This is a genomic window from Micromonospora citrea, from assembly GCF_049629545.1.
Taxonomy (GTDB): domain Bacteria; phylum Actinomycetota; class Actinomycetes; order Mycobacteriales; family Micromonosporaceae; genus Micromonospora; species Micromonospora citrea_A.
The window spans coordinates 89,413-112,476 of the sequence record NZ_JBNADX010000001.1 but is presented as its reverse complement, the minus strand read 5'-3'; the positions used below and the strand labels follow the sequence as shown (position 1 = coordinate 112,476).

Annotated in this window: 18 protein-coding genes; 9 read left to right on the top strand and 9 right to left on the bottom strand. The window is 74.0% G+C overall.

The features are described 5' to 3' along the window. Positions 1–295: 295 nt before the first annotated feature. Positions 296–1,510, top strand: a complete 1,215-nt coding sequence (locus tag ACPFP2_RS00490) for a low temperature requirement protein A (protein WP_424084910.1) — start codon at positions 296–298, stop codon at positions 1,508–1,510. Positions 1,511–1,581: 71 nt separating this feature from the next. After that, positions 1,582–2,511, top strand: coding sequence for a DUF1028 domain-containing protein (locus ACPFP2_RS00485; RefSeq protein ID WP_424084909.1), 930 nt, complete (start codon positions 1,582–1,584; stop codon positions 2,509–2,511). Between the two features lie 23 nt (positions 2,512–2,534). Here ACPFP2_RS00485 and ACPFP2_RS00480 read toward each other — a convergent pair whose 3' ends face one another. Continuing rightward, positions 2,535–3,206 (bottom strand): maleylpyruvate isomerase family mycothiol-dependent enzyme, encoded by a 672-nt coding sequence (locus ACPFP2_RS00480; protein ID WP_424084908.1) that lies wholly within the window; start codon positions 3,204–3,206, stop codon positions 2,535–2,537. A gap of 74 nt (positions 3,207–3,280) precedes the next feature. Between ACPFP2_RS00480 and ACPFP2_RS00475 the strand changes: the two genes are divergently transcribed. Continuing rightward, complete coding sequence (locus ACPFP2_RS00475) at positions 3,281–3,733, top strand: YbhB/YbcL family Raf kinase inhibitor-like protein (protein ID WP_424084907.1); 453 nt, start codon at positions 3,281–3,283, stop codon at positions 3,731–3,733. Here the strand turns inward: ACPFP2_RS00475 and ACPFP2_RS00470 are convergent. After that, complete coding sequence (locus tag ACPFP2_RS00470; RefSeq protein WP_424085665.1) at positions 3,730–4,617, bottom strand: phosphatase PAP2 family protein; 888 nt, start codon at positions 4,615–4,617, stop codon at positions 3,730–3,732. The genes ACPFP2_RS00475 and ACPFP2_RS00470 overlap by 4 nt on opposite strands. An 83-nt stretch (positions 4,618–4,700) precedes the next feature. Here ACPFP2_RS00470 and ACPFP2_RS00465 point away from each other — a divergent pair, with 83 nt between their 5' ends. Continuing rightward, the gene (locus ACPFP2_RS00465) at positions 4,701–5,372 is read left to right on the top strand and encodes a DUF3159 domain-containing protein (RefSeq protein ID WP_424084906.1); all 672 of its coding nucleotides are present in this window, start codon (positions 4,701–4,703) and stop codon (positions 5,370–5,372) included. Positions 5,373–5,670: 298 nt separating this feature from the next. On the opposite strand, the gene ACPFP2_RS00460 is transcribed toward ACPFP2_RS00465, so the two are convergent. Beyond that, entirely contained in the window at positions 5,671–8,568 is a 2,898-nt protein-coding gene (locus tag ACPFP2_RS00460) for a glycoside hydrolase family 48 protein (RefSeq protein ID WP_424085663.1), read from the bottom strand. A gap of 876 nt (positions 8,569–9,444) precedes the next feature. Here ACPFP2_RS00460 and ACPFP2_RS00455 point away from each other — a divergent pair. Beyond that, a complete protein-coding gene (locus ACPFP2_RS00455) occupies positions 9,445–10,932 on the top strand; it encodes a GH1 family beta-glucosidase (protein WP_424084905.1) in 1,488 nt (495 codons plus the stop codon). Between the two features lie 73 nt (positions 10,933–11,005). On the opposite strand, the gene ACPFP2_RS00450 is transcribed toward ACPFP2_RS00455, so the two are convergent. The 3 genes from ACPFP2_RS00450 to ACPFP2_RS00440 form a co-directional block, all read right to left on the bottom strand. Beyond that, on the bottom strand, positions 11,006–11,419 hold the full coding sequence (locus ACPFP2_RS00450; RefSeq protein WP_363879513.1) for a roadblock/LC7 domain-containing protein: 414 nt from the start codon (positions 11,417–11,419) through the stop codon (positions 11,006–11,008). Positions 11,420–11,424: 5 nt separating this feature from the next. After that, positions 11,425–13,965 carry a nitrate- and nitrite sensing domain-containing protein gene (locus tag ACPFP2_RS00445; protein ID WP_424084904.1) on the bottom strand — a complete coding sequence of 847 codons (2,541 nt, stop codon included), beginning with the start codon at positions 13,963–13,965 and terminating at the stop codon, positions 11,425–11,427. 98 nt (positions 13,966–14,063) lie between these two features. Then, a complete protein-coding gene (locus tag ACPFP2_RS00440; protein ID WP_424084903.1) occupies positions 14,064–15,470 on the bottom strand; it encodes an FGGY family carbohydrate kinase in 1,407 nt (468 codons plus the stop codon). Positions 15,471–15,737: 267 nt separating this feature from the next. Between ACPFP2_RS00440 and ACPFP2_RS00435 the strand changes: the two genes are divergently transcribed. Beyond that, complete coding sequence (locus ACPFP2_RS00435) at positions 15,738–17,657, top strand: anthranilate synthase family protein (protein ID WP_424084902.1); 1,920 nt, start codon at positions 15,738–15,740, stop codon at positions 17,655–17,657. A gap of 62 nt (positions 17,658–17,719) precedes the next feature. Here ACPFP2_RS00435 and wrbA read toward each other — a convergent pair whose 3' ends face one another. Beyond that, on the bottom strand, positions 17,720–18,340 hold the full coding sequence (wrbA, locus tag ACPFP2_RS00430) for an NAD(P)H:quinone oxidoreductase (RefSeq protein ID WP_424084901.1): 621 nt from the start codon (positions 18,338–18,340) through the stop codon (positions 17,720–17,722). Between the two features lie 84 nt (positions 18,341–18,424). On the opposite strand from wrbA, the gene ACPFP2_RS00425 reads away from it, so the two are divergent. Further along, the gene (locus ACPFP2_RS00425; protein WP_424084900.1) at positions 18,425–18,913 is read left to right on the top strand and encodes an N-acetyltransferase family protein; all 489 of its coding nucleotides are present in this window, start codon (positions 18,425–18,427) and stop codon (positions 18,911–18,913) included. 233 nt (positions 18,914–19,146) lie between these two features. On the opposite strand, the gene ACPFP2_RS00420 is transcribed toward ACPFP2_RS00425, so the two are convergent. Then, positions 19,147–19,533, bottom strand: coding sequence for a DUF4190 domain-containing protein (locus tag ACPFP2_RS00420; RefSeq protein ID WP_424084899.1), 387 nt, complete (start codon positions 19,531–19,533; stop codon positions 19,147–19,149). Between the two features lie 179 nt (positions 19,534–19,712). Here ACPFP2_RS00420 and ACPFP2_RS00415 point away from each other — a divergent pair, with 179 nt between their 5' ends. Next, the gene (locus tag ACPFP2_RS00415) at positions 19,713–20,435 is read left to right on the top strand and encodes a PRC and DUF2382 domain-containing protein (RefSeq protein WP_424084898.1); all 723 of its coding nucleotides are present in this window, start codon (positions 19,713–19,715) and stop codon (positions 20,433–20,435) included. A gap of 229 nt (positions 20,436–20,664) precedes the next feature. Continuing rightward, positions 20,665–21,723, top strand: a complete 1,059-nt coding sequence (locus ACPFP2_RS00410; protein WP_424085660.1) for a winged helix DNA-binding domain-containing protein — start codon at positions 20,665–20,667, stop codon at positions 21,721–21,723. Positions 21,724–21,853: 130 nt separating this feature from the next. Here the strand turns inward: ACPFP2_RS00410 and ACPFP2_RS00405 are convergent, their stop codons facing one another. Further along, a complete protein-coding gene (locus ACPFP2_RS00405) occupies positions 21,854–23,059 on the bottom strand; it encodes an ABC transporter ATP-binding protein (RefSeq protein WP_424084897.1) in 1,206 nt (401 codons plus the stop codon). Positions 23,060–23,064 lie beyond the last annotated feature (5 nt).

Sequence of the window (23,064 nt, the reverse complement as noted above, 5' to 3'; positions counted from 1 at the left end):
TCGGTTCGTCATCCGGTCGATCGTGCCCGTTGCGCCGCAGCGGGACAAGAGCCTGATCCGTTCGCCGCCCGCCGTCCCGGCCTCCGGGATGCCCGGACACCGGCCGGACCGGACCGCCGGGATGCCCGACACCGACGGACGAGGCCTCGGCATGCCGCGGGGACCGGGCGGACGACATCGCCGGGGATGCCACCACGCCGGGCGGACGTCCGGATGTCACGAACATCGGGTGGGCGGTGCCGCCGGGATGTTACGAACGCCAGGTGGGCCGGGCCGAGGGTGAACGGCGACGATCGTGACGAGCGGGACGGGGGCCGGGCCCCTCCCGCTGGCCGGGCCGTCGCAGCGGGCGACCTTCCTGGAGCTCTTCTTCGACCTGGTCTACGTCTTCGCGCTGACCCGGATCTCGTTCCGCGCCTTCGAGGACCTCGCGCTGGAGCCCGGGGGCGCCGAGGGCTGGTCGCCGATCACCGGGGGCGGCAAGACGCTGCTGCTGCTGTTCGCGCTCTGGGCGGTCTGGCAGGGCACCTCCTGGACCACCAGCCGGTACGACCCGCGGCACATCTGGCTGCAGACGCTGGTGGTGACCGCGCTGATGTGCAGCATGGTGATGGGGGTGGCGGTCCCCCGCGCGTTCAGCGAGGCCGCGCTGGCGTTCGCGGTGGCGTACGTGGTGGCCCAGGTGTCCCGCCCGGGCATCCTGCTGCTGGCGTTGGGGCAGCACCAGTACCGGCGGCTCAAGTGGCGGATGCTGATCACCTTCTGCGTGACCGGCGTGCTGTGGGTGACCGGCGCGCTGCTGCCGACCAACCCGCAGGTGGTGCTCTGGGCGTCGGCGCTGGGCCTGGAGTACCTCGCGGCCCGGTTCGGCTGGCCGGTCCCGGGGCTGGGCCGCTCCACGATCAGTCGCTGGGACATCGCCGGGGAGCACCTCGCCGAGCGGTACCAGCAGTTCTTCCTCGTCGCCCTCGGCGAGACGGTCCTGGTCAGTGGGCTGGCGTACAGCAGGGGGGCGTTCGAACCCGCACAGAGCTCCGCGTTCGCGGTGGCGATGGTGACCTCGGTGCTGTACTGGCGGATCTACGTGCAGCGGGCCGGGCTGATCCTGGCCGAGGCGGTAACAAAGTCCCGGCACCCGGCGGCCACCGGCCGTTCGGCGGCCGACACCCATCTGGTGATGGTGGTCGGGCTGGTGGCGACGGCGATCGGCTACGAGCTGACCATCGAGCATCCGCTGGACCGTCCGGAGGCGGCGTGGGTGGCGATGGTGGTGGGCGGCCCGGTGCTCTTCCTGGCCGCCCGGGCCCGATTCGAGTACGAGGTGTTCGGCCGGGTGTCGCCGTCACGCTGGATCGCCGGCGGGGTCCTGGTGGCGCTGGTGCCGCTGCTGCTGCACGCTGCCCCGCTGATCTCGGCGGCGCTGGTCGCGGTGGTGCTGCTCGCGGTCGCGGTGGCCGACGCCCGCCGGGCCCGGGGCCGGCCGCCGGAGGAGGCGTCGCCACCGCTGTGACGCCGGCGGCCCCGGCGGATCGTTGGTACGGGGGCACGTGGGCCGTCGCCGGCCGGCGCTAACCTCCACGGGTGACCTTCTCGATCGTGGCCCGCTCCGCCGACGGACGCCTGCACGGCGTGGCGGTGGCCAGCAAGTTCCTCGCCGCCGGCGCGCTGGTGCCGGCCGCCGAGGCGGAGGTGGGCGCGGTCGCCACCCAGGCGCACGTCAACCTGGCCTACCGGCAGCAGGGGCTCGCCCTGTTGCGCAGCGGCGTGGCCGCCCCCGACGTGGTCGCCGGTCTGGTCGCCGCCGACCCCGGCCGGGACGACCGCCAGCTCGGCGTGGTGGGCGCGACCGGCGTCGGGGCCACCTGGACCGGCCCGCGTTGCCACCCCTGGGCGGGCGGCCAGGCCGGCGACGGCTGGGCCGCCCAGGGCAACATCCTCGCCGGCCCGCACGTCGTCGACGCGGTCCGGGACGCCTGGCTGGGCGGCGCGACGCTGCCGTTCGCGCGGCGGCTGCTCGCGGCGCTGCGCGCCGGGGACGAGGCCGGCGGTGACCGGCGCGGCCGGCAGAGCGCCGGCCTGCTGGTGGTCGAGCGCCGCGGCGGGTACGCGGGCACCGGCGACGAGCTGGTCGACCTGCGGGTCGACGACCACCCCGACCCGACAGCCGAGTTGGGCCGGCTGCTCGACATCCACACCATGCTCTTCGACCGGCCCGACCCGGCCACCCTGCTCGACCTGGCCGGTCCGCTCGCCGGGGAGGTCGCCGCCCTGCTGGCCGCCGCCGGCCACCCGGTGGCGGGCGCCCCGGCGCCGGTCACCGCCGGGCACCCGGTCGGTGCGGTGGCGGCCCCCGCCGGCCCGGTGGCCGTCGCGCTCGACGAGGCGCTCGCCGCGTGGGCCGGCTGGGAGAACCTGGAGGAGCGGCTGGTGCCGGAACGAATCGATCCGCTCGTCCTGGAGCATTTGCGCCGCAGCGCAGTGCACCTGCCGGCCCCGCGTGCGGGGGACTGACCGACCCTGCCCGCCCGGCCGGTTCAGCCGCCGAAGGAGAGCCGGCGGAAGCCGGCCGCCTCGACCACGGCCCGCTCCCCGGCCGTCAGCGGCGTACGGCCGGTGGCCTTGCGGATCAGGGTGAGCGGGTCCCAGCCCAGCCGCGCCGGCGCCGGCCGGCCGGCGGCCAGCAGATCGGCGACCACCCGGGCGGCGGCCGGGGTCAGCCAGGGTTCCCGGTGCAGCGCCTCGGCCAGGTCGAGGCCGTGCACCCCCACCTCCACGACCCGGGTGACCAGGAAGTCGGTCAGCGCCATCGCGTCGCCGTGCCGGGTGCGGACCAGCCGGCCGGGCGGCGCCGCCGCGAGCGCCGCGTCGGCGCCGCGCCAGGCGGCGGTGAAGGCCGCCGCGACGGCCGCCACGTCGACCCGGTCGCGTGCCACCCGTCGGGCGCCGTCGACACGGGCGGCGTCCACCTCCGGGACGAACTTGGCGGCGCCGAAGTAGCCGGCCGCGTCCATGTCGGCCCGGGGCGGGGCCGCCGCGGCGAGCATGTCCGCCAGGCGTCCGGCGCCGGTGCTCACGTGCGCGACGAGGTCGCGCACCGCCCACGGCGGGCACGGGGTGGGGCGGTCCAGGTCCGCCTCGTCGAGGGTACGCAGGACGCCGTCCAGCCGGGCGCACTCGTCGCGGAAGGCAGCGTGCGCGTTCTCCACCGTCGTACCCTCTCACGCGGTTTCGTCGGCCGGGCGACGGGTACGCGCCGGGCCGACGAGAGGGGGCGGGTGAGATGGCCGGGATCATGCTGCGCAGCACCGCGTTCACCGACCACGACCAGCTGCCGGGGCGCTTCGGCCGGGAGGACGGGAACGTCTCACCGCCGCTGGAGTGGTCCGACGTGCCGGAGTCGGCGACCGAACTGCTCCTGCTGGTGGAGGATCCGGACGCGGGGCGCAGTCCGTTCCTGCACTGGCTGGTCACCGGCATCTCCCCCACCTCGGGCGGGGTCGCCGAGGGCGCGGTGCCCGAGGGCGGCCGGGAGTGGCCCAACGGCTTCGGCACCACCGGCTGGGGTGGTCCGCACCCGCCGCAGGGCGAGGAGGCACACCGGTACTTCTTCCGGCTGTACGCGCTGGAACGCCCGCTGGACCTCGCCGACGCGCCGCAGGCCGCCGACGTGCACGCCGCCCTCGCCGGCCGTGAGCTGGCCAGCGGGACCCTGGTCGGGACGTACCGGCGTTAGCCCTTGTGCCGGGGCACCAGGCGGTGCACGGAGAGCAGCACCAGCGCCGCCACCACGCCCATCGTCCCGGCGATGCCGGCGGCGCTGCCCGCGTACCCGGTGAACAGGGTCCGCCGGCTCAGCTCGTCGACGGCGACCTGCTGCTGGTCGAGCAGCGATGTCACCGCCAGCCCGGAGACGACGACGGCGGCCAGGCCGCCCACGCCGAGCACCGTGGCGGCGACCCGGTGCGCGTCCTCGCCGGCGACCTGCGCCTGCTCCCGCTGGAAGACCAGCAGCAGCAGCCCGGCCAGCGCCGCCCAGACACCGACCACCAGGAACGCGGCCACCGCGTCGCTGGGCCGGTGCCAGCCGGCGGAGAGGGTGGCCACCCCGGCGACCGCGGCGTACGCGACGCCGAGGAACGCCCCGAGCGCACGCACCTTGGGCGGCAGCACCAGGATCAGCGCCAGCGCCACCGACGCGGCGATGGTGGTGTGCCCGCTGGGCAGGCTGTTGCCGACGGCGTCCCGCTCCGGGTCGATGCCGAGGGCGGGCCGGTCGATGACGTACTTGAGCACCTGGGTGGTGACGTTGGCGCCGGCGATGAGCAGGGTGGCGGCGAGGGCGAGCGCCTTGCGTCCCCGGATCAGCGCGATGAAGCCGATCACCGCCGTGGTGGCGAGCAGGGAGACCACGGACATGGCGTCGAGGATCCGGTTGACCAGCCCGTCGATGCGGTCCTGGCCGATCCGGTTGCCGGTCAACGCGACCGTGTCGAGCCACTGGCCCGTCCCGGTGTGCACGGCGAGCCGCCACACCACGGCCAACGCGGCCGCCTGGGCCAGAGCCAGTACGACCAACCAGACTGCCGTCCAACCCCTCGCCGTCGCGCGCACCCGCACACCGTAGCGGTACACCCGGCAGGTCGCTCGCGGGACCACCGGTGCGTCCCGGCTACGTTGGGGCCGGAGCACGGGAGGTGACGGTGGGCGGCACGTCGGAGCGGGAGCGTACGGGCGCGGGACGGCCGGAGTCCCTGGCGGATCTGCTCGGCGGGCGCAGCGGCGCGGTGGACGCCACGCTGCCGCCGGTGGCGTTCACCGTGGGCTGGCTGCTGACCGGCCGGTCCGTCGTCGGCGGGGTGGCGGTGGCCGTGCTGGCCGGTTCGGCGGTGGCGCTGTGGCGGTGGCGTCGCGGTGACCGGCCACGGTCGGTGCTGATCGGGCTGCTCGCGGTCTGCGTCGCCGCGCTGGTCGCCCTCCACACCGGACGGGCGGTCGACTTCTTCCTGGTGCAGCTCTTCTCCAACGCGGCCAGCGCGCTGGTCTGGGTGGTCAGCATCGTGGTGCGGTGGCCCCTGCTCGGGGTGCTGGTCGGGGTGGCGCTGGGGCAGCGGGGCCGCTGGCGTCGGGACCGGGCGCTGCTGCGGGCGTACGGCCGGGGCAGCTGGGTGTGGGCGGCGACGTACGCGCTGCGGGTGGCGGTGTTCCTGCCGCTGTACCTCGGTGGTCAGGTGGTCGCGCTGACGGTGGCCCGGGCGGCGCTGACCTGGCCGCTGGTGGCGACGGCGCTGACGGTGAGCTGGTTGGTGATCCGGCGGTCGCTGCCGGCCGGCCATCCTGGGCTGCGGCACCCGGTGACGCCCTCGGACGGGTGAGGCCCGGAACGTAAGAGGAGAGGCCGCCACGGGGGGAGCGGCCTCTCCGAGAAATACGGTACTCCGTCGTGGGGCGTCGTGTGATCCCACGACGCCCTCTTTTTTCGCGGCGTCCGCACGACGACTGGAACGGCGGACGGTGGGGTGGGCCTCCCGATCCGCTGCGTCGACCGGACGGTCGACCCACCCCCGGCCTGACCGTGGGAATCAGGCCGCCCGCCGACCGGGCGGTCCGCTCCCCCGGGCCCGGTCGGCCTCCGGGTGGGTGGCGCCGCGCCACCCACCCGGAAGGGTCACCTCACCCGTTCGGGAACAGGTGGCCGTAGTCGGCGTACGCCATGGCGACGTCGGCCTGCGCCCAGAACCGGTGGTAGTTGAAGACCGGCTCGGGGCCACCGTCGAGGTAGGCCTGGACCTTCGGCCAGGCGGGGTCGTTCTTGTAGAACGACCGGATGTCGGTGAAGCTCTTGCCGGCGGCGATGGCGTCGCCGTTGGGCATCCTGCCGGTCCAGCCCGGCGGGACGTAGAGGCCCTGGCCGGTGGCGGCGTCGTAGACGTCGTCGAAGCGCTTGTAGTCGCCACGCTTCTCCGGCATCGAGACACCCTTGTCGTCGCTGGCCGCGTGCAGCGCGTCCAGCAGACCCTTGGCGGTGTTCTTCGCCGACACGTTGCCGGACTTGGCCGCGTACGCGATCAGCGTGCGGGCGTAGGCCGCGGCGACACCGACGTCCTGGCCCTTGACCGTCACCTCGACGTGCAGGTTGGTGTTGGGCTGCGGGTTGGTCGGGTTCCAGTTGTTGGGCTGGCCGGTCCACTTCATGTCCGACGGGATGGACCAGTTGGCGCCCAGCGTGGTGTTGGCGATGGCCCACGGCACCCACTTGTCGAGCAGCGCCTTGGCCTTGGCGTTGCCGGTCTCCAGGTAGAGCTCGGCGATCCGCTGCATCGACCAGGCCTGCATGCCGAACCACTGGTTGGACGGCGGGTCGTTGTAGACCGGGTCGACGTCGTAGTACATGCCGTAGAAGGTGGCGGTGCCGGCCGGCGGCTGGGCGTAGCTGCCGTCCCAGCTGTTGGTGGCGCCACCGGCGATGCCGCCCTCGGCGGACTGGAGCCAGGTGTAGAACTCCAGCTGCCGCTCGAAGCTCTTCTGCCAGTCGGCGACCGCGGTCGGCGACTTCGGCTTGAGGGCGTCGACGTTGGTCAGGGCCCAGGCCGCGAACGGGTTCTGGTAGCCGAAGTGGTTGTGGCTGGAGCCGATCCGCCAGGACCAGTTCTGGCCGGCCTCGTACGCGCCGCCCCAGGCGTAGTACCAGGACATCAGGTAGTGCGCCGAGTCCTTGCCGGTGCCGGCCGGGCAGGTGGACGCGCCGACGCAGTTGCCGATCTTCTTGAAGTACTTGTCGAACATCGCGTAGCGCAGGTAGTCACCCATCTTGGCGGCCTTGGCGACGGTCGCCGCCACGTCGGCCTCCTTGCCCTGCGCCTTGGCCCAGGTCATCGCCCAGTACGCGGCCTGCACGGCGCGCGCGTCGGCGTCCGGGGCGTTGGTGTACTTCCACTGCTTGGCCGGAGCGTTCGACTCCTTGATGAACAGGTCGAGGTAGCCGTACTGGCCGCCGTGCTTGAAGGTGTCGCAGGACGGCTGCGGCACGGTCTCCCAGACCGACTCCTGGGTGCCCCGCTGGAAGGTGTTGATGTACGCCGGCCGGGTGGTGCCGTCACCGCAGCGGCCGAAGCCGTAGACGTTGTCGACGTCCAGCAGCCAGTGCATGCCGTAGATGTCACCGGTGCCGTAGGTGGACTGCAGCTCCGAGCGGAGCGGGTCCTGGCCGACGGGCACGCTCGGCTCGAGCTGCGACGGGTACTGGTTGGGCAGCGGGTGCTCCGAGGCGTACTGCGGGGTGCCGGCGGCGCCGGCGGTGGGCTGGTCGGCGTGCGACGGGATGATGTACTTCTCCATCACCGTCCAGGCGTTGTTGAACGGGGCCCAGTTCTGGGTGACCCGGCCGTAGTTGGCCTCCAGCCAGAGCCAGAAGCTGAACGCCTCCGAGGTGGTCTCGTGCCCGTGGTCGGGCGCCTCGACGATCAGCGTCTCGATGGAGTGGTACGGCACGCCCTCCGGGCTGAAGTACCCGGAGTTCTTGATCTTGCCGTACTGGTCGAGGAAGCGCGTGATGTAGGTGTTGTCGCCGCCGGGGGTGTCGTTGTCGATCTCGGTGGCGGTGATGGCGAGCGGGGCGAGCCCGCTGGCCGAGGCGGTAATGGTGGCGGTGCCGCCGACGGTGTCGGAGTCCTCCGCCGCCGCGACCGTGACGGTGACGCCGGTGTTCCAGTTGCTCGGGGTCAGCGTGACGGAGGTCGGCGAGACCGTCACGTCGGTGTCCCCGGTACGGGCCAGGGCGACCGCCACGTTGGCGCTCGGCGCGGCGCTCAGCTTGAGGTTGACCGTCGAGCTGCCGCCCTCGGTCACGCTGACCGCCGACGGGGTGGCCACGAGCACCGGGCCGGAGGCCGGGCTGACCGTGAACGCCTTCTCGGCGACCGCGCTGGCGTTCGCGTTGTCGTACGCCTTGGCCTGGACGGTGTAGCTGCCGGCCGGCAGGTCCTCCAGGGTGTAGCCGTACGGCGCGGTGGTGTCGGTGTTGACCAGCAGGCCGTTGCGGTAGAACTCGACCTTGCTGATCGTGCCGTCGGGGTCGCTGGCGGTCGCGGTCAGCGGCACGTCGGCCGGCGCCTCGAACGGTCCGGCGGGCACCCCGAGGGCGACCGTCGGCGGCTGGTTGGCGCCGACACCGTTGCAGGTCACCCCGTTGAGGGTGAACGAGGTGGGCTTCGGGTTGCTGCCGGAGTAGGCGCCGTTGAACCCGATGGTGGTCGAGGCGCCGGTGCCGAGGCTGCCGTTCCACGACTCGTTGGTCGCGGTCACCTCGCTGCCGGACTGGCTCCACTTGGCCGACCAGCCCTGGGTGACGCGCTGGCTGGTGTTGGGGAAGGTCCACTTGAGCGTCCAGCCGTTGACGGCGTCGCCCAGGTTCTTGATGGTGACGTTGCCGGTGAAGCCACTGCCCCAGTCGTTGGTCGCGTAGACCACGTCGCAGGCGGGGGCGGCCTGCGCGGCGCCGGCCGGCAGGGTCACCCCGCCGATGGCGAGGGCGGTGGCGGCGAGCATCGCCATCCGGCGACGTCTTGCCATGAGTCTCATGTGCGCGGTGTCTCCTCGGACCGGGCCGGGGCCGTACGGGCCGCCGGCGAGGCGCCTCCACGCGAGCAGGGTTCGCGGGGGGACGGAGGCGCCCGGGAAGGTGGTCGGTCTGGATCGGCCGTGCGCTGCCCAGCGGCAGCGTGCCGTCTCCTCGGGTGCCGTCCGGAGAACCGGATGCCCTCGGCGACCCGCGCTCGCGCGAGCTGGCTCCGCGTCGCGATGGCGACAGTGTGCCATGGAAGCGCTCCCACAACAACACCGCAGGTCAGACGCAGATCCATGTTTCGATCTGGTTTAGGGTCTTTCACAAAGCGGTGACGGGCGTTACAGTCGCTGCATCGCCGATGGGAGCGCTTCCATCGACGGAGATGCAATTAGTTGGATCGACCGTGGTCATCGGCCACGGGGTACAGCCCGAGGGGCTGACGACGGGCCAGCCCGGACACCGTCGTCAGCCGACACCCACCAGCAGGAGGGAGGTGGAACCAGAGCCACTCGCGTGGCCCGGCTCCCGCGCGACACGCACGGTCGGACAGCCAATTCCACACGTGCGTGTGTGCACCACAGGTGGGGACGGGGGTTGCCCTCCCCCGTCCCCACACTAAACCCCCGTACTCGACGGGAAAAGAGGCCGACGGGACAGGCGTGCGCGCCACCCGGCCGGCCTCGCTCGCTATCTGCGCACCGTCACAGGCCCCGGCCGAGCGGCCGACCCTGCGACCCCTCCCACACACCCCCATCCCGGCCACCCGCACGGGTCCGGCCCTTCTAGGCTGGCAGTCCGCCCGACGAGACGGCCGGGTCGCCACGCGCCCGATTTGGGAGCGCTCCCGGCCGTCGGGTGGCCCGCACCCGAGGAGAATCCCCATGTCGATGCTCACCCGACGGCGACTGCTCCGCCGCGCCGCGCTCTCCGCCACCGTCACGGCCGGTGCCGGGCTCTCCCCCGTCACCGCCGCCGCGGTCGGGGCCGCGGCCACGAGCTGCGACACCCCCACCGGGCCCGACGCCGACCCGACGGCCGCCACGGCCGCGCCCGGCCTGCGCTTCCCCCGCGACTTCGGGTGGGGCGCGGCCACGTCCGCGTACCAGATCGAGGGCGCCGCGAAGGAGGACGGCCGGGGCGAGTCGGTCTGGGACACCTTCAGCCGTACGCCCGGCCGTACCCGCAACGGCGACACCGGCGACGTGGCCGCCGACCACTACCACCGCTGGGTCGAGGACCTGGACCTGATGCGCGACCTCGGGCTGCGCAGCTACCGCTTCTCCATCTCCTGGCCCCGGATCCAGGCCGACGGCACCGGGCGGCCCAACCAGCGGGGACTCGACTTCTACCGGCGCCTCGTCGACGGCCTGCACGAACGCGGCATCGCCCCGATGGTCACCCTCTTCCACTGGGACCTCCCCCAGTCGTTGGAGGACGCCGGAGGCTGGGAGAACCGGGACACCGCCTACCGCTTCGCCGACTACGCCGACGCCGTCTTCCGAGGGCTGGGCGACCAGGTCCCGGTCTGGCTCACCGTCAACGAGCCGAAGACCGTGGTGCAGAACGGCTACCTCTGGGGCCACCACGCCCCCGGCCGGCAGGACCCGGAGGCGGCGTACCTCGTCGCCCACCACCTCCAACTCGCCCACGGCCTGGCGGTCCGCGCGCTGCGCGCCGGCGGCTCGGACGCCCGCATCGGCCCGGCACTGAACCTGCACCCCTGCTACCCCGCCGACGACACCCCCGGCGCCGCCGCGGCCACCCGCCTCTACGACGGGTACGAGAACCGCCTCTACCTGGACCCGATCCTCACCGGCGCCTACCCGGCGGACGTGCTGGCCGACCTCGGCGAGGGCAGCCGGATGGCGCGCGGCATCGCCGACGGCGACCTGGAGATCATCTCCAGTCCGGTCGACCTGCTCGCCGTGCAGTACTACACGCCGATCTACGTGACCGCCGACGGCGCCACCACCCGGCGCTGGTCGACCTCCGAGGCCGACTGGCAGCAGATCTACCCGGACGGGATGTACGACGTGCTGACCCGGGTCACCCGCGACTACGGGCCGGTCCCGATCACCGTCACCGAGAACGGCCTGCCCTGCCCGGACGTGCTCGGCCCCGACGGCACGGTCGACGACGCCGGCCGGGTCGCGTTCCTGCGCGACCACTTCACCGCCGCCCACCGGGCCATCGCCGAAGGCGTGCCGCTGGAGAGCTACCACGTCTGGTCGCTGCTCGACAACTTCGAGTGGGACCAGGGGTACGACCAGCGTTGGGGCCTGGTCTACGTGGACTACGCCACCCAGCGCCGGGTCCTCAAGCGCAGCGCGCACTGGTACCGGGGCGTCATCCGCGACAACGGGCTCTGAACGGCCGGCGGATCACCCGAGCCGGGTGGGCCGGACCGCGTGGGGGCGGTCCGGCGGGCCGGACGGCATCGCGTCAGCGGGGCAGCGCCTGCTGCAACTCGGCGCGCAGCGCCGGGGTGAGCATCTCCCCCGCCTGCTTGGCCAGCCGGGCCATCTCGTAGCCCACCACGCCGATGTCGGCCTCGGCCCCGGCCAGGGTGGCCAGGATCGAGCCGTCCCGGATCTGCATGACCAGGAAGTAGCCGCGGCCCATCTCGACGACCGTCTGCTTCACGATGTCGCCGTCGAACATCTGCGCCGCCCCGGCGGTGATGCTCATCAGCCCGGAGGTGACCGCCGCGAGCTTGTCGGCGTGGTCGCGCGGCAGGTGCGCCGAAATGGCGACCAGCAGCCCGTCCGACGAGACCACCACCGCGTGGGCGACCCCCGGCACCCGCTCGGCGAACGCGTTGACCAGCCAGCTCAGGTCGCGCGCCTCCTGGCTCAACGTCGTCACTGTCGTCCCCCTTCACTGCCCACGCCGCCCGGCGGCAAGATTATCTCTCTGGTCTCCTCGGCCTCCGCCTGGCGGACGCCGCTGTACAGCCGCGACAGCATTCCGCCGACCGCCTCCGGATCCGGATCCTCGCGCGCCGCGGGGACCGCCGCCCGGGCGGGCTCGGTGACAGCGGAGAGCTGCGCCATCGGCACCCGCACCGGGAGCCCCTGCGCGTTGGTGCCTCCGGTCACCGGCGTCGCGGGCGGCTCGGGCGTCACATGACCGGTCGAGGCGGGCGAGGACGGGGCCGGCCCCTGCCGGGACCACCAGCCGCCGCCGGTCGGCGCGGGCGGGGCCGGCTCGACCGCCGGGGCCAGCACGTCCTCCGCCCGCAGCGGCAGCGGACGACCCGCCACGGGCGTCGGGTCGGGGCGCCGACCGGCCACCGGCAGGTCGGCCGCGTAAGCGCGGCCCGCCCGGGGCAGGGTGCGCCGCCGGGCCGTACCCCCGCCGGCCGAGGTGAGCATCCGCTGCGGCGCCGGCGGGTCCAGCTCCGGCGCGGCGACCGGAGCAAGCAGCACCGGTGGGAGCAGCACCCGGGCGACCAGTCCCCCCGCGCCGCCGGAGAGATGCACCCGCACCCCGTGCCGGGCGGCCAGGTGGCTGACCACGAAGAGACCCATCCGCTCGGAGGCGGCCACGTCCGCGGCCGGCGGGGTGGCCAGCACCTCGTTGGCGGCCTTCAGCGCCGCCGGACTCATCCCGAGCCCCTGGTCGACGATCTCCACCAGGGCTCCGGGGCCCTCCCGGCGGGCGGTGACCCGGACCACGGTGTCCGGGCGGGAGAAGGCGGTGGCGTTCTCCAGCAGCTCGGCGAGCAGGTGCACCAGCTCGCCGACGGCGTGGCCGACGACGTGCAGGTCGGCCACCACGTCGTGGCGGACCCGCTGGTACTGCTCGATCTCCGCGCTGGCCGCCAGGAGCACCGCGCCGAGCCCGATCGGGCGGTTCCACCGCCGGGTGGACTCGGTACCGGCCAGCACCAGCAGGCTCTCGTCGTTACGGCGCATCCGGGCGGCCAGGTGGTCGAGCTTGAACAGGTTCTCCAGCTGGTCCGGGTCGCCCTCCTCCCGTTCCAGGTCGTCCAGCAGCTCCAGCTGCCGTTCCACCAGCACCTGGCTGCGCCGGGCCAGGTTGACGAACATCGCGTTGACGTTGCGCCGGGTCTCCGCCTGCTCGACGGCGACGCTGACCGCGCTGCGGTGCACCGCCACGAACGCCTCGGCCAGCTCGCCGATCTCGTCGAGCGAGGTCACCACCGGGGGCGCCACGTCGATCGCGGGCACGCCGCCGCCCTGGATCAGGCGCAGCCGCTCCAGGGCGTGCGGAAGCTCGATCTGGGCGATCCGCAGCGCCTGCCCGCGCAGCAGCTGCAGGGAGTTCGCGATGGACCGGCCGATCAGCAGGGCGAGCAGCACGGCCAGCCCCAGCACGACCAGGATGCCGCCCACCACGAGCAGGGTGGCCCGCAACTGCTCCCCGCTGACGTCGTCGGCCCGGGTCACCGCGTCGTCGAGCACCCTGGCCTCGATCTGGCGCAGCAGCTCCTGCCGCGCCGCGCTGGCGTCCCACCACTGCTCCGCGGGCAGCACCGCCGGACGGGCGCCACCGCCGGCCAGACTCCGCTCCTCCAGCTTCGTCGCCGCGACGAACGCCGGGTCGACGGAGGTGCGGTCGTAGAGCCGGATCTGCCCGGTGGTCGCGGCGACCCGGAACGCGCCGAGCGCGGAGAGCTGCTGGGCCCGCAGGTCGGTGAGGGTGACCTGGTCGTCCAGGTCGTACCGGCCGGCCCGGCCGGCGGCGTAGAGCTCGGCGCGCACCCGCGACGACAGCTCCTTGACCCGGGCCAGCTGCACGTAGCGCAGCACGGCGTCGGTCAGCTCCGGCTGGCCCTCGCCCGGCGACGGCTCAGCCAGCAGGTTGAGCAGCGCCTCGACGGCCCGGTGGTAGTTGCTCAGGATGGTGTCGTTGTTGAGCACCGCCGGCAGGATCGCCGCCCGGATGTAGCGCACCTGGTCGTACGCCTCCAGCACTTCGCCGTAGCCGACCCGCCAGGAGGCGTCGGCGTCGGCCAGCGGCTCGGCGGCCCGGCGCAGCTCGCTCACCGCCGCGTCGGTGGCGTCCTGCAACGGCCGCAACGCCAGCGCCGACGCGGCCCGGTCCGAGGCGAGCCCGTCGCGGCGCAGCTCGGCCAGCTCACCGGCAGTGCGGTCGCGTTCCTGCTGGATCCGGTCCACCAGCACGGTGATCTGCCGCCCGATGCCGACCTGCTCGGCGAAGTCGCTCAGCGCCGTCGTCCGCCCCACCAGCGTCGTGGTCTGCACCCCGGCCAGCACCAGGAACGCCACGGACGGAATGACCAGCACGGTGGCCAGCTTCGTCCGCATCCGCCAGTCCCGCAGCCGGAACGGCGAGCGCCGCCGGTGGGGTGCGACCCCGACGTCGGCCCGCCCACCGGGCTGCTCGCCGCCGGTCGTGTCGGGACCTGCGCCCACGCCTGCCTCCTCGGTCCCGCCCGACTCCCCCTCGCCGGGGAGCGGGGTCCATCCAACCAGGCCCGCGAGCTGTGTCAACGGCCCCCGGGGGCAACCCGTCAGGACGGGGCGCCGGAACGGCTCGGCGGAGCCGGGGAGGTGACCTCCTCCGTCCGGCCAGGGCCGGCGAGCCGCTGCGCCTCGGCGACGCGACCGAGCGCCACGAGCGCCGCTCCGGTCGCCCCGATCTCCGGCTCCGAACGGTGTCGCACGGGCCGCGGGGCGAGCGCCGCCACGAACGCGGTGCGCCACCACGAGGACGCCGTCACCGCGCCTCCGCCCAGCACCACGTCGACCGGGGCGTCCACGACGGACTCCAGCACGGTCAGGTCGTCGGCGATCATCCGGCACAGCCCGCTCATCAGGCCGGCCAGGATCTCCACCGCCGAGGTGGAGAAGCTGAGCCCGCGCAGCTCGCCCGCGCCCGCCGGGGCGAGTCCCGGTGGGCGGTCGCCGCCCAGGCGCGGGTTCGCGACCACCCCGCCCTCCGGCGGTACCCGGGCCAGCGCGGCCTCCAGCTGCGGCCCCCGCGGCAGCCGCAGTTCCCGGTTCGCCCAGGCGAACAGGTTGCCGCCGGAGGAGTAGGCCGCCCCGGTCACCACGTGCTCGTGGTCGACCCGGTACCGCCAGAGCCGCTCCGGCAGCGGCGGCAGCTCCGCCCCGGCCGGCACGCGCTGCACCAGCCGTACCGCGGCGGAGGTGCCCACGGTGACCGCGACGCGGCGCGGATCGACGCAGCCGGAGCCCACGTTGGAGGCGGCGCCGTCGCCGACCGGCGCGGCCCAGCGGGCGTGCGCCAGCTGGGGCCAGCGGCGGGCGTGCTCCGGGCGCAGCCGGCCGCGCCAGTCCATCGGCGCCAGGTCGGGCAACTCCCCCCGGCGGACGCCGGCCAGCTCACAGGCCTCGGCGTCCCAGTCCATCGTGCGCAGGTCCAGCAGTCCGGTGCCGGAGGCCATCGACACCGACATCGGCGCGGAGTCGAGCAGCTCGCCCAGCGCGTACTCCACCAGGCCGGTGAAGCGGGCCACCGGGGCGGGGGCGCGCTCGCGCAGCCAGGGCAGCCGCACCGACCAGTAGCAGCGGTGCCACCAGGTGCCGGTACGCCGGTGGAAGGCCGCCGGGTCGGTCGGGCCGGCGACCCCGGCGGGCCGCTCGGGCCGGGTGTCCAGCCAGGTGAGCACCGGCCCGAGCGGGGCGCCCGCGGCGTCGAGCGGCACCACCGAGTGCCACTGGGCGGAGACGGCGACCAGTTCCACGTCCTTCAGGTGCCCGCCCTCGGCCAACTCGTCCAGGCACGCGGCCAGGCACGCCAGGTAACCCGCGCTGTCGAGCGTCCCGGCGCCGTCGTCGGTCACGTGCACGCGCACCTTGCGGCGGGCCAGGGCGCCCGGCAGCGGGTCCGCGTCGGCGTCGAGCACCAGCCCGCGCACCGAGGAGGTGCCGAGGTCGAGAGCGAGAATGTTCATCGCGGGTCACGGTACCCAACGGCGGCGGTGGCGACGCCATGATCGGCCGTCGGCGCGCGCCGCCACGGAGTGGGAACGGCTACCCGCACCGGCGCGATCGCCGTATGGTGACGGCATGCTCGCGCATCTGTCCTGCTGGTGGCCCGCCGACCCGGCGGCCACCTTCCGCGCGTAGCTTCCACGCGGCCGCCCGACGAGGCGGCCGCCGGTTTCTCCCCGGCTCCGGGGCCGCCCCGCCGGGCGGCGTACAGCCCGGAGGAGATCCCGATGACCCGCCCGCACGACCTGCTCGCCGTCCTCGCCCAGGGCGCCGACCCCGGCCCGTTCGCGCTCGTCCGCCGTGCGGACGCCGACCACGTCGACCTCTTCACCGGCCCGGTACGCGTCGCCGACCGGCTCGCCGACCTGCCGCTGCCGGAGGGTCCGGCCGGAGCGCGGACGCTGGCGCTGGTGCCGTACCGGCAGGTCACCGAACGTGGCTTCGACTGCGTCGACGACGGCACGCCCCTGGAGTACCTGGAGATAGCGGGGCAGGCCCGGCTCACCCTCGCCGACACGCTCGCCGCGCTGCCCGAAGCCCCGGTGGTCACCACCGGCGCCGCCTTCGACGTCGACGACGACGAGTACGCCCGGACCGTCGAGCGGGTCCTCGCCGAGGAGATCGGCCGCGGCGAGGGGGCGAACTTCGTCATCCACCGCACCCTGCGCGCCACGGTGCAGGGCACCCCGCTGCGGGCGGGGCTGGCGGCGCTGCGTCGGCTGCTGCTCGGCGAGCGGGGCGCGTACTGGACGTTCCTGGTGCACACCGGCACCCGGATCCTGGTCGGCGCGAGCCCGGAACGGCACGTCAGCGTCGACGACGGCCTGGTCATGATGAACCCGATCAGCGGCACGTTCCGGCACACCGGCGCGGCTGCCGACCGCGACGCGCTGCTGCGATTCCTGCGCGATCCCAAGGAGGTCGAGGAGCTGTACATGGTCCTCGACGAGGAGCTGAAGATGATGGCCACGGTCGCCGAGCACGGCGGCCAGGTGGTGGGGCCGTACCTGAAGGAGATGGCGCACCTCGCGCACACCGAGTACCTGCTGGCCGGGCGGGGCACGCGGGACGTCCGGGAGGTGCTGCGGGAGACGATGTTCGCCCCGACCGTCACCGGCAGCCCGATGCAGAACGCCTGCCGGGTGATCGCCCGGCACGAGCGCACCGGCCGTCGCTACTACTCGGGGGTGCTGGCCCTGCTCGGCCGCGACGCCGAGGGCCGGCAGACGCTGGACGCGCCGATCCTCATCCGGACGGCGGAGATCTCCCCCGCCGGCGAGCTGCGGGTGCCGGTGGGCGCGACCCTGGTGCGGCACTCCACGACGGCCGGCGAGGTCGCCGAGACGCACGCGAAGGCCGCCGGCGTGCTGGCCGCGCTGGGACTGGGCCCGCAGGCCCCCGCGTCGGGTCCCGAGGAGGCGGTACGCCTCGCCGACGACCCCGAGGTACGCGCCGTCCTCGCCGAGCGGAACACGCCGTTGGCCCGGTTCTGGCTCGACCAGCGCGCGCCCGGGGCCACCGTCCTGCCGGGGCTGGCCGGCCGGCGGGCGTTGATCGTGGACGGTGAGGACACCTTCACCGGGATGCTGGCGCACCAGCTCGGCGCGCTCGGTCTCGCCGTCGACGTCCGCCCGTGGCGGCGACCCGGCCCGCTGGACCGGTACGACCTGGTCGTGGTCGGCCCCGGGCCGGGCGATCCGCGGGCGGTGACCGAACCGAAGATGGCGGCGCTGCGGGAGCTGCTGGCCGACCGGTTGACCGCCGGCCTGCCGACGCTGGCGGTCTGCCTCGGCCACCAGAACCTCGCCGGCCTGCTGGGGCTGCCGCTGCACCGCCGCGAGGCGCCCTACCAGGGACTGCAACGGGACGTGCGGGTCTTCGGCACGCCCCGGCGGGTGGGCTTCTACTCCACCTTCACCGCGCTGGCCGACGCCGACCGGATCGGCACCCCGTACGGACCGGTGGAGCTGTCCCGCGACCCGGCCGACGGGGCGGTGCACGCGCTGCGCGGGGCGGGCTTCGCCGGGGTGCAGTTCCACCCGGAGTCGGTGCTCAGCCGCGACGGGCTGGCCGTGCTGGCGGACCTGCTCGGGCACCTGCTGGCGCATCCGGCGCTGACCGCGCATGGTTCGCCGGATCGCGGGTAGGGGTTGCGGCGACCGGTGGACCGGGCGGGTCGAGAGCCCTCGCCCGGGCCACCGGTCCCCGGTCAGCCGGCGGCGAGTCCCCGCTTGAGGGCCGCGCCCATCTGCACCGCCCGCTTCGCGGTCAGCGCGGTGGCTCCCAGCGCCACGTTGTCCGGGGCGATCTCGCCGTTGTTGCTGGTGTGCGACGCGCCGTACGGGTTGCCGGCGACGTACTGGCTCGGGTCGGTGTAGCCGGGGGTCACCACCACGCCACCCCAGTGGTAGAAGATCGTGAACAGCGACAGCAGGGTGGACTCCTGCCCGCCGTGCTCGGTGGCGGTGGAGGTGAAGCCACTGTAGACCTTGTTCGCCAGCGCGCCGTTGGCCCAGAGCGGGCCGGTGGTGTCGATGAACTGCTTGAGCTGCGCGGCGATCATGCCGTAGCGGGTGGGCGAGCCGAGGATGACCACGTCGGCCCAGGCGAGGTCGTCGATCTCGGCCTCCATGACGTCCTGGGTCTCCAGACGGTGCGCCTGCCAGCCCGCGTTCGAGCGGATCGCCTCGTCCGGCGCCAGCTCCCGCACCTTGCGCAGGCGGACCTCGGCGCCCGCCTCGCCGGCGGCCTCGCTCGCGGCCTGCGCCATCTGGTAGGTGATGCCGGTCGCGCTGTAGTAGATCACCGCGACCTTGACCTGGCCGTCCATCAGACGTTTCCTCCTCGATTCGGTCAGCTTCGGCGACTACCCGGTACTTGCCACGTCAAACGTCGGCCGTGGCATGCTCGGGGTGTGCGGATCAGGGCGGCGACCGACGCGGACTGGCCCGCCGTCTGGCCCTTCCTGCGCCAGATCGTCGCGGCCGGGGAGACGTACACCTGGCCACCCGACGTCGACGAGGCCACGGCGCGCGGGATGTGGCTGCTCCGGCCACCGGGTCGGACGGTGGTGGCCGTGGACCCGGACGGCACGGTGCTCGGCTCGGCGAAGCTGACGCCCAACCAGGCCGGCCCGGGCGACCACGTCGCCAACGCCAGTTTCATGGTGGCCCCGGCCGCGGCCGGGCGGGGCGTCGGCCGGGCGCTCGGCGAGCACGTGCTGGACCTGGCACGCGCCGACGGCTACCGGGCGATGCAGTTCAACGCGGTGGTGGCCACGAACACCCGGGCCGTGGCGCTCTGGCGCTCGCTCGGCTTCGAGGTGGTCGGCCGGGTGCCGGACGGCTTCCGGCACCCCACCGAGGGGTACGTCGACCTGCTGGTGATGCACCGGCGGCTCTGAGCGCCGGCGGCGCAGCTCAAGATTTCCGCAAGTTCCGTGCCACGGTGGTGCCACGGCCGTCGCCGGCCGGGATCCTGTTTCCACGGGTGTCGGCGGCGCGGGACCGCCGCCCGACACTCCGACGAACCTGAACGGGGGATCGCGCTCCGCTCGTGAAACGGCGGGCGTAGCGCGATCAGGGGGCCCGTTCTTCGGCTGGGGGGCTCCGCCAGCGGGTCGACGGCCCGTACCGCTCACTCGTTGAGCTTGTCGCGCAGGTCGTCGACCCGCTGCTGGAGGCGGTCCACCGCCCCCTCGTCGTTCACGAACGTGGTGATCCCGGCGGCCAGGGCCAGCCCGAGCAGCACCGCCAGCGCGCTGAGCACCAGCCCGCCGATCGCCACCCCACGACCGGTCACCCCGGGACGACGGCTCATCTTCAGCCCGACGATCCCCAGGATCACCCCGATGATCCCCAGCACCAGGCCGATCCACGCCAGGATGGCGGTCAGCACGCTGAACAGCGCGGCCACCCCGAACACCAGGGCGAAGGCGGCGGCGGCGCTGGTCTTGGCCGGAGTGCCGGCGTTCGGCGGTCGCACACGGCCGGCGCCCCGGGCCGGCTCACTGGACGCGGTCATCTCGGTACCTCGCATTCCTCGCGTCGGTCGCGGGCGGCGCATTCCCCCGGCACGGACACTCATGCGTCCGCATCCGCGCGCCCGGTCGCCGCCGCTGCTGCTATCCGTGCCGGCCGACCCGAATGCTGCTCACCGCCGTCGGGTAGCCACGTCGTGACCCACGAGAGGAAGGACGAACCATGCGACTGACCGAGCAGCAGATCCGTTCGCTGTACGGACAGGACGTCCAGGACCGATCGGGTGCGAAGATCGGCAGTGTGGGCCAGGTCTGGGCCGACGCCGCCGGCGAGCCGACCTGGGTCAGTGTCAAGACCGGCGTGATGGGCCACCACGAGTCCATGGCGCCGCTGGCCGGAGCCGGAATGGCCGAGGGTCGGCTGAAGGTGCCGTACGACAAGGCGACGGTGCGCAGCGCGCCGGCCGTCGAGCCGGGCACCGAGCAGCCGCTCGACACCGACCAACTGGCCCAGCTCTACCGGCACTACCAGCTCCAGCAGCAGGAGCGTCCGCCGCAGCGGATGCCGGGCTCGCCGGAGCTGACCCGGTCGGAGGAGCGGCTGCGGGTCGGCACCGAGAGCGAGCCGGCGGGCACCGCCCGGCTGCGCAAGCACGTGGTCACCGAGGACGTGCACACGACCGTGCCGGTCGAGCACGACGAGGTCAGCGTGGTGCACGAGCCGATCACCGCGGCGAACCGGGGTGACGCCCGGGCCGACATCGGCGACGAGCAGCGGGAGATGGAGCTGCGCGCCGAGCGTGCGGTGGTCGGCAAGGAGCAGGTCCCGGTCGAGCGGGTCCGGCTGACCAAGGACGAGGTGGTCGAGGAGCAGCCCATCGACGCCCAGGTGCGTCGGGAGATGGTCGACGCCGACGTGCCCGAGCGGGCGCGGCGACGCCGCTGAGCGGCCACGAGCGGGAAGCCGGGCGGGTGGGCCGACAGGCCCGCCCGCCCGGGCGTGCCCGGCGGGACCGGCCACCTCGGCGTGTCCGACCACCCCGGCGGGGACCGGCCACGCCGGGGCGGCGAGGCCCCCGACGGTGTCGGACCCGCCTCCTATGCTGGCCCTGCACCGAGGAGAGGGCGACGGCGTGGACGTGCGGTTGACCGATGCTGAGGCGCTGGCGTTGCGGATGACCAGCCTGCTGCTGCGCGAGCACCCGCGCGGCCGGCCCGGCACCGTGGCCGGCGTGGTGGAGTGGTTCGGGGCCATGCAGGCCCAGGACGCGGCGAGTGGGATGTGGTCGTTGGGCGCCCGGCTACCCGGGGCCACCGTCGCCGACGTGCACGAGGCGCTGGAGCGGCGGGAGGCGCTGCGCACCTGGCCGATGCGGGGCACCGTGCACCTCGTACCCCCGCGCGACGCCCGGTGGATGCTGGCGGTGACCGGCGTGCGGGCATTGGCCGGCGTGCAGGCCCGCCGGGCGACGCTGGGCCTGAGCGAGGCGGAGGCCGACCGGGCGGCGGACGTGCTCGGCACGGCGCTGGCCGGCGGCGGCCGACTGACCCGCGCCGAGTGCCTGGCCACGCTCGCCGCGGCCGGCATCGAGACCACCGGCCAGCGCGGTTACCACCTGCTCTGGTACGCCAGCCAGCGCGGCGTCACCTGTATCGCCCCGCACGTCGGCGCCGAGCAGACCTTCGCGCTGCTCGACGAGTGGGCCCCCGACCCGCACCGGCCCGAACGGGACGAGGCCCTGGGCATCCTCGCGCTGCGGTACTTCCGCAGCCACGGGCCGTCCACCCGGCAGGACTTCGCGGGCTGGACGGGGTTGACCGCGACCGACGCCAGGCGGGCCATCGCGGTCGCCGGCGACGCGCTGGCCACGGTACGGGTGGGCGAGACGGAGGCCGTGCTCGACGCGGCCCTGCTCGACGCGCCCCGGCAGCCGCTGGACGACGTGCTGGCGCTGCCCGGCTTCGACGAGTACCTGCTGGGCTACAAGGACCGCGCGCTGATGCTCGACCCCGCCCACAAGCAGGCCGTCATCCCGGGTGGCAACGGTGTGTTCCAGTCCACCGTCGTGCGCGGCGGACGGGTGGTCGGGACGTGGAAGCGGACCATGGGCAAGACCCGCGTCAGCGTGACGGTCCGCCCGTTGGCCGACGTCGACCGGGCGCCGGTCGAGGCGGCGCTGACCGGGTACGCCCGCTTCGTCGGCCTGCCGTTGAAACTGACCTGGCCGGCCTGATCGCCCCGTGACATGACCACGCCGGACCCGCACGCCGACCGTGGTCGCCGTCGGCGACCCGGGAGCCGGGCGCGGCACGACGCACGGCGAGGGGGCCGGCGGTGGGCCGGCCCCCTCGCGTCGCGATCCGTCAGTCGGCGAGCGCGCCCGCCGACCGGCCCTCGTGCAGGGTCAGGTTGCGCCCGTTGGTCGGGTCGAACAGGTGGATCTTCTCCAGGTTGAACCAGACCCGCCGGTGCTGCCCCTCTCGCACCGGCGACTCGGCCGACAGCCGGGTCACCAGGCTCGCTCCCCCGCCGCTGAAGTCGGCGCCGGCGTCGGCCGCCAGCTCCTCCAGTTCGGCGGCGCTGGCCCGCTCCCCCTCGACGGTGAAGTAGACGTACTTGTCCGAGCCCATCGACTCGACGATGTCCACCGGCGCCTCGAACTCCATGCCCCGGCGGCGGGTGTCGTCGTCGATCAGCTCGGCGTCCTCGAAGTGCTCGGGACGGATGCCGAGGATCAGCTCCCGGGGCGCGTCGGCGGACTCCAACTCCCGGCGGATCCGCTCGCCGATCGGCACGTCACCCAGCGCCGTCCGCAGCTTGCCGTCCTCCACGGCGGCGTGCAGGAAGTTCATCGACGGCGAGCCGATGAAACCGGCGACGAAGAGGTTGCGGGGGTGGTCGTACAGCTCCTGCGGCGGGCCGACCTGCTGCACCGCGCCGCCGCGCATGATCACCACCCGGTCACCGAGGGTCATCGCCTCGGTCTGGTCGTGGGTCACGTAGACGGTGGTGGTGCCGAGCTGCTTCTGCAGCCGCGACACCACGGTGCGCATCTGCACCCGCAGCTTGGCATCCAGGTTGGACAGCGGTTCGTCCATCAGGAACGCCTTGGGCTGGCGGACGATCGCCCGCCCCATCGCCACCCGCTGCCGCTGGCCGCCGGAGAGGTTGGCCGGCCTGCGGTCCAGCAGCGGGGTCAGCTCCAGGACCTTCGCCGCCTCCTCGACCTTGGTGGCGATGGTCTCCTTGTCGAGCTTGGCCAGCCGCAACGGGAAGGCCATGTTCTCCCGCACCGTCATGTTCGGGTAGAGCGCGTACGACTGGAAGACCATGGCGATGTCCCGGTCCCGGGGGGCCTTGTCGTTGACCCGCTGCCCGCCGATGCGCAGCTCACCGGAGCTGATGTCCTCCAGCCCGGCGATCATGTTGAGAGTGGTCGACTTGCCGCAGCCCGACGGGCCGACCAGGATGACGAACTCGCCGTCGGCGATCTCCAGGTCGACGTCCTGCACCGCCACGGTGCCGTCCGGGAACCGCTTGCTCACCTTGTCCAGCACGATGTCAGCCATTGTTG

Excerpts from the sequence above, each read along its gene's own strand:
- ACPFP2_RS00475 (WP_424084907.1), top strand. The coding sequence starts at position 3,281 with ATGGCCGGGATCATGCTGCGCAGCACCGCGTTCACCGACCACGACCAG.
- ACPFP2_RS00460 (WP_424085663.1), bottom strand. The coding sequence starts at position 8,568 with ATGGCAAGACGTCGCCGGATGGCGATGCTCGCCGCCACCGCCCTCGCC.
- ACPFP2_RS00455 (WP_424084905.1), top strand. The coding sequence starts at position 9,445 with ATGTCGATGCTCACCCGACGGCGACTGCTCCGCCGCGCCGCGCTCTCC.
- ACPFP2_RS00440 (WP_424084903.1), bottom strand. The coding sequence starts at position 15,470 with ATGAACATTCTCGCTCTCGACCTCGGCACCTCCTCGGTGCGCGGGCTG.
- ACPFP2_RS00435 (WP_424084902.1), top strand. The coding sequence starts at position 15,738 with ATGACCCGCCCGCACGACCTGCTCGCCGTCCTCGCCCAGGGCGCCGAC.
- wrbA (WP_424084901.1), bottom strand. The coding sequence starts at position 18,340 with ATGGACGGCCAGGTCAAGGTCGCGGTGATCTACTACAGCGCGACCGGC.
- ACPFP2_RS00420 (WP_424084899.1), bottom strand. The coding sequence starts at position 19,533 with ATGACCGCGTCCAGTGAGCCGGCCCGGGGCGCCGGCCGTGTGCGACCG.
- ACPFP2_RS00415 (WP_424084898.1), top strand. The coding sequence starts at position 19,713 with ATGCGACTGACCGAGCAGCAGATCCGTTCGCTGTACGGACAGGACGTC.
- ACPFP2_RS00410 (WP_424085660.1), top strand. The coding sequence starts at position 20,665 with ATGACCAGCCTGCTGCTGCGCGAGCACCCGCGCGGCCGGCCCGGCACC.
- ACPFP2_RS00405 (WP_424084897.1), bottom strand. The coding sequence starts at position 23,059 with ATGGCTGACATCGTGCTGGACAAGGTGAGCAAGCGGTTCCCGGACGGC.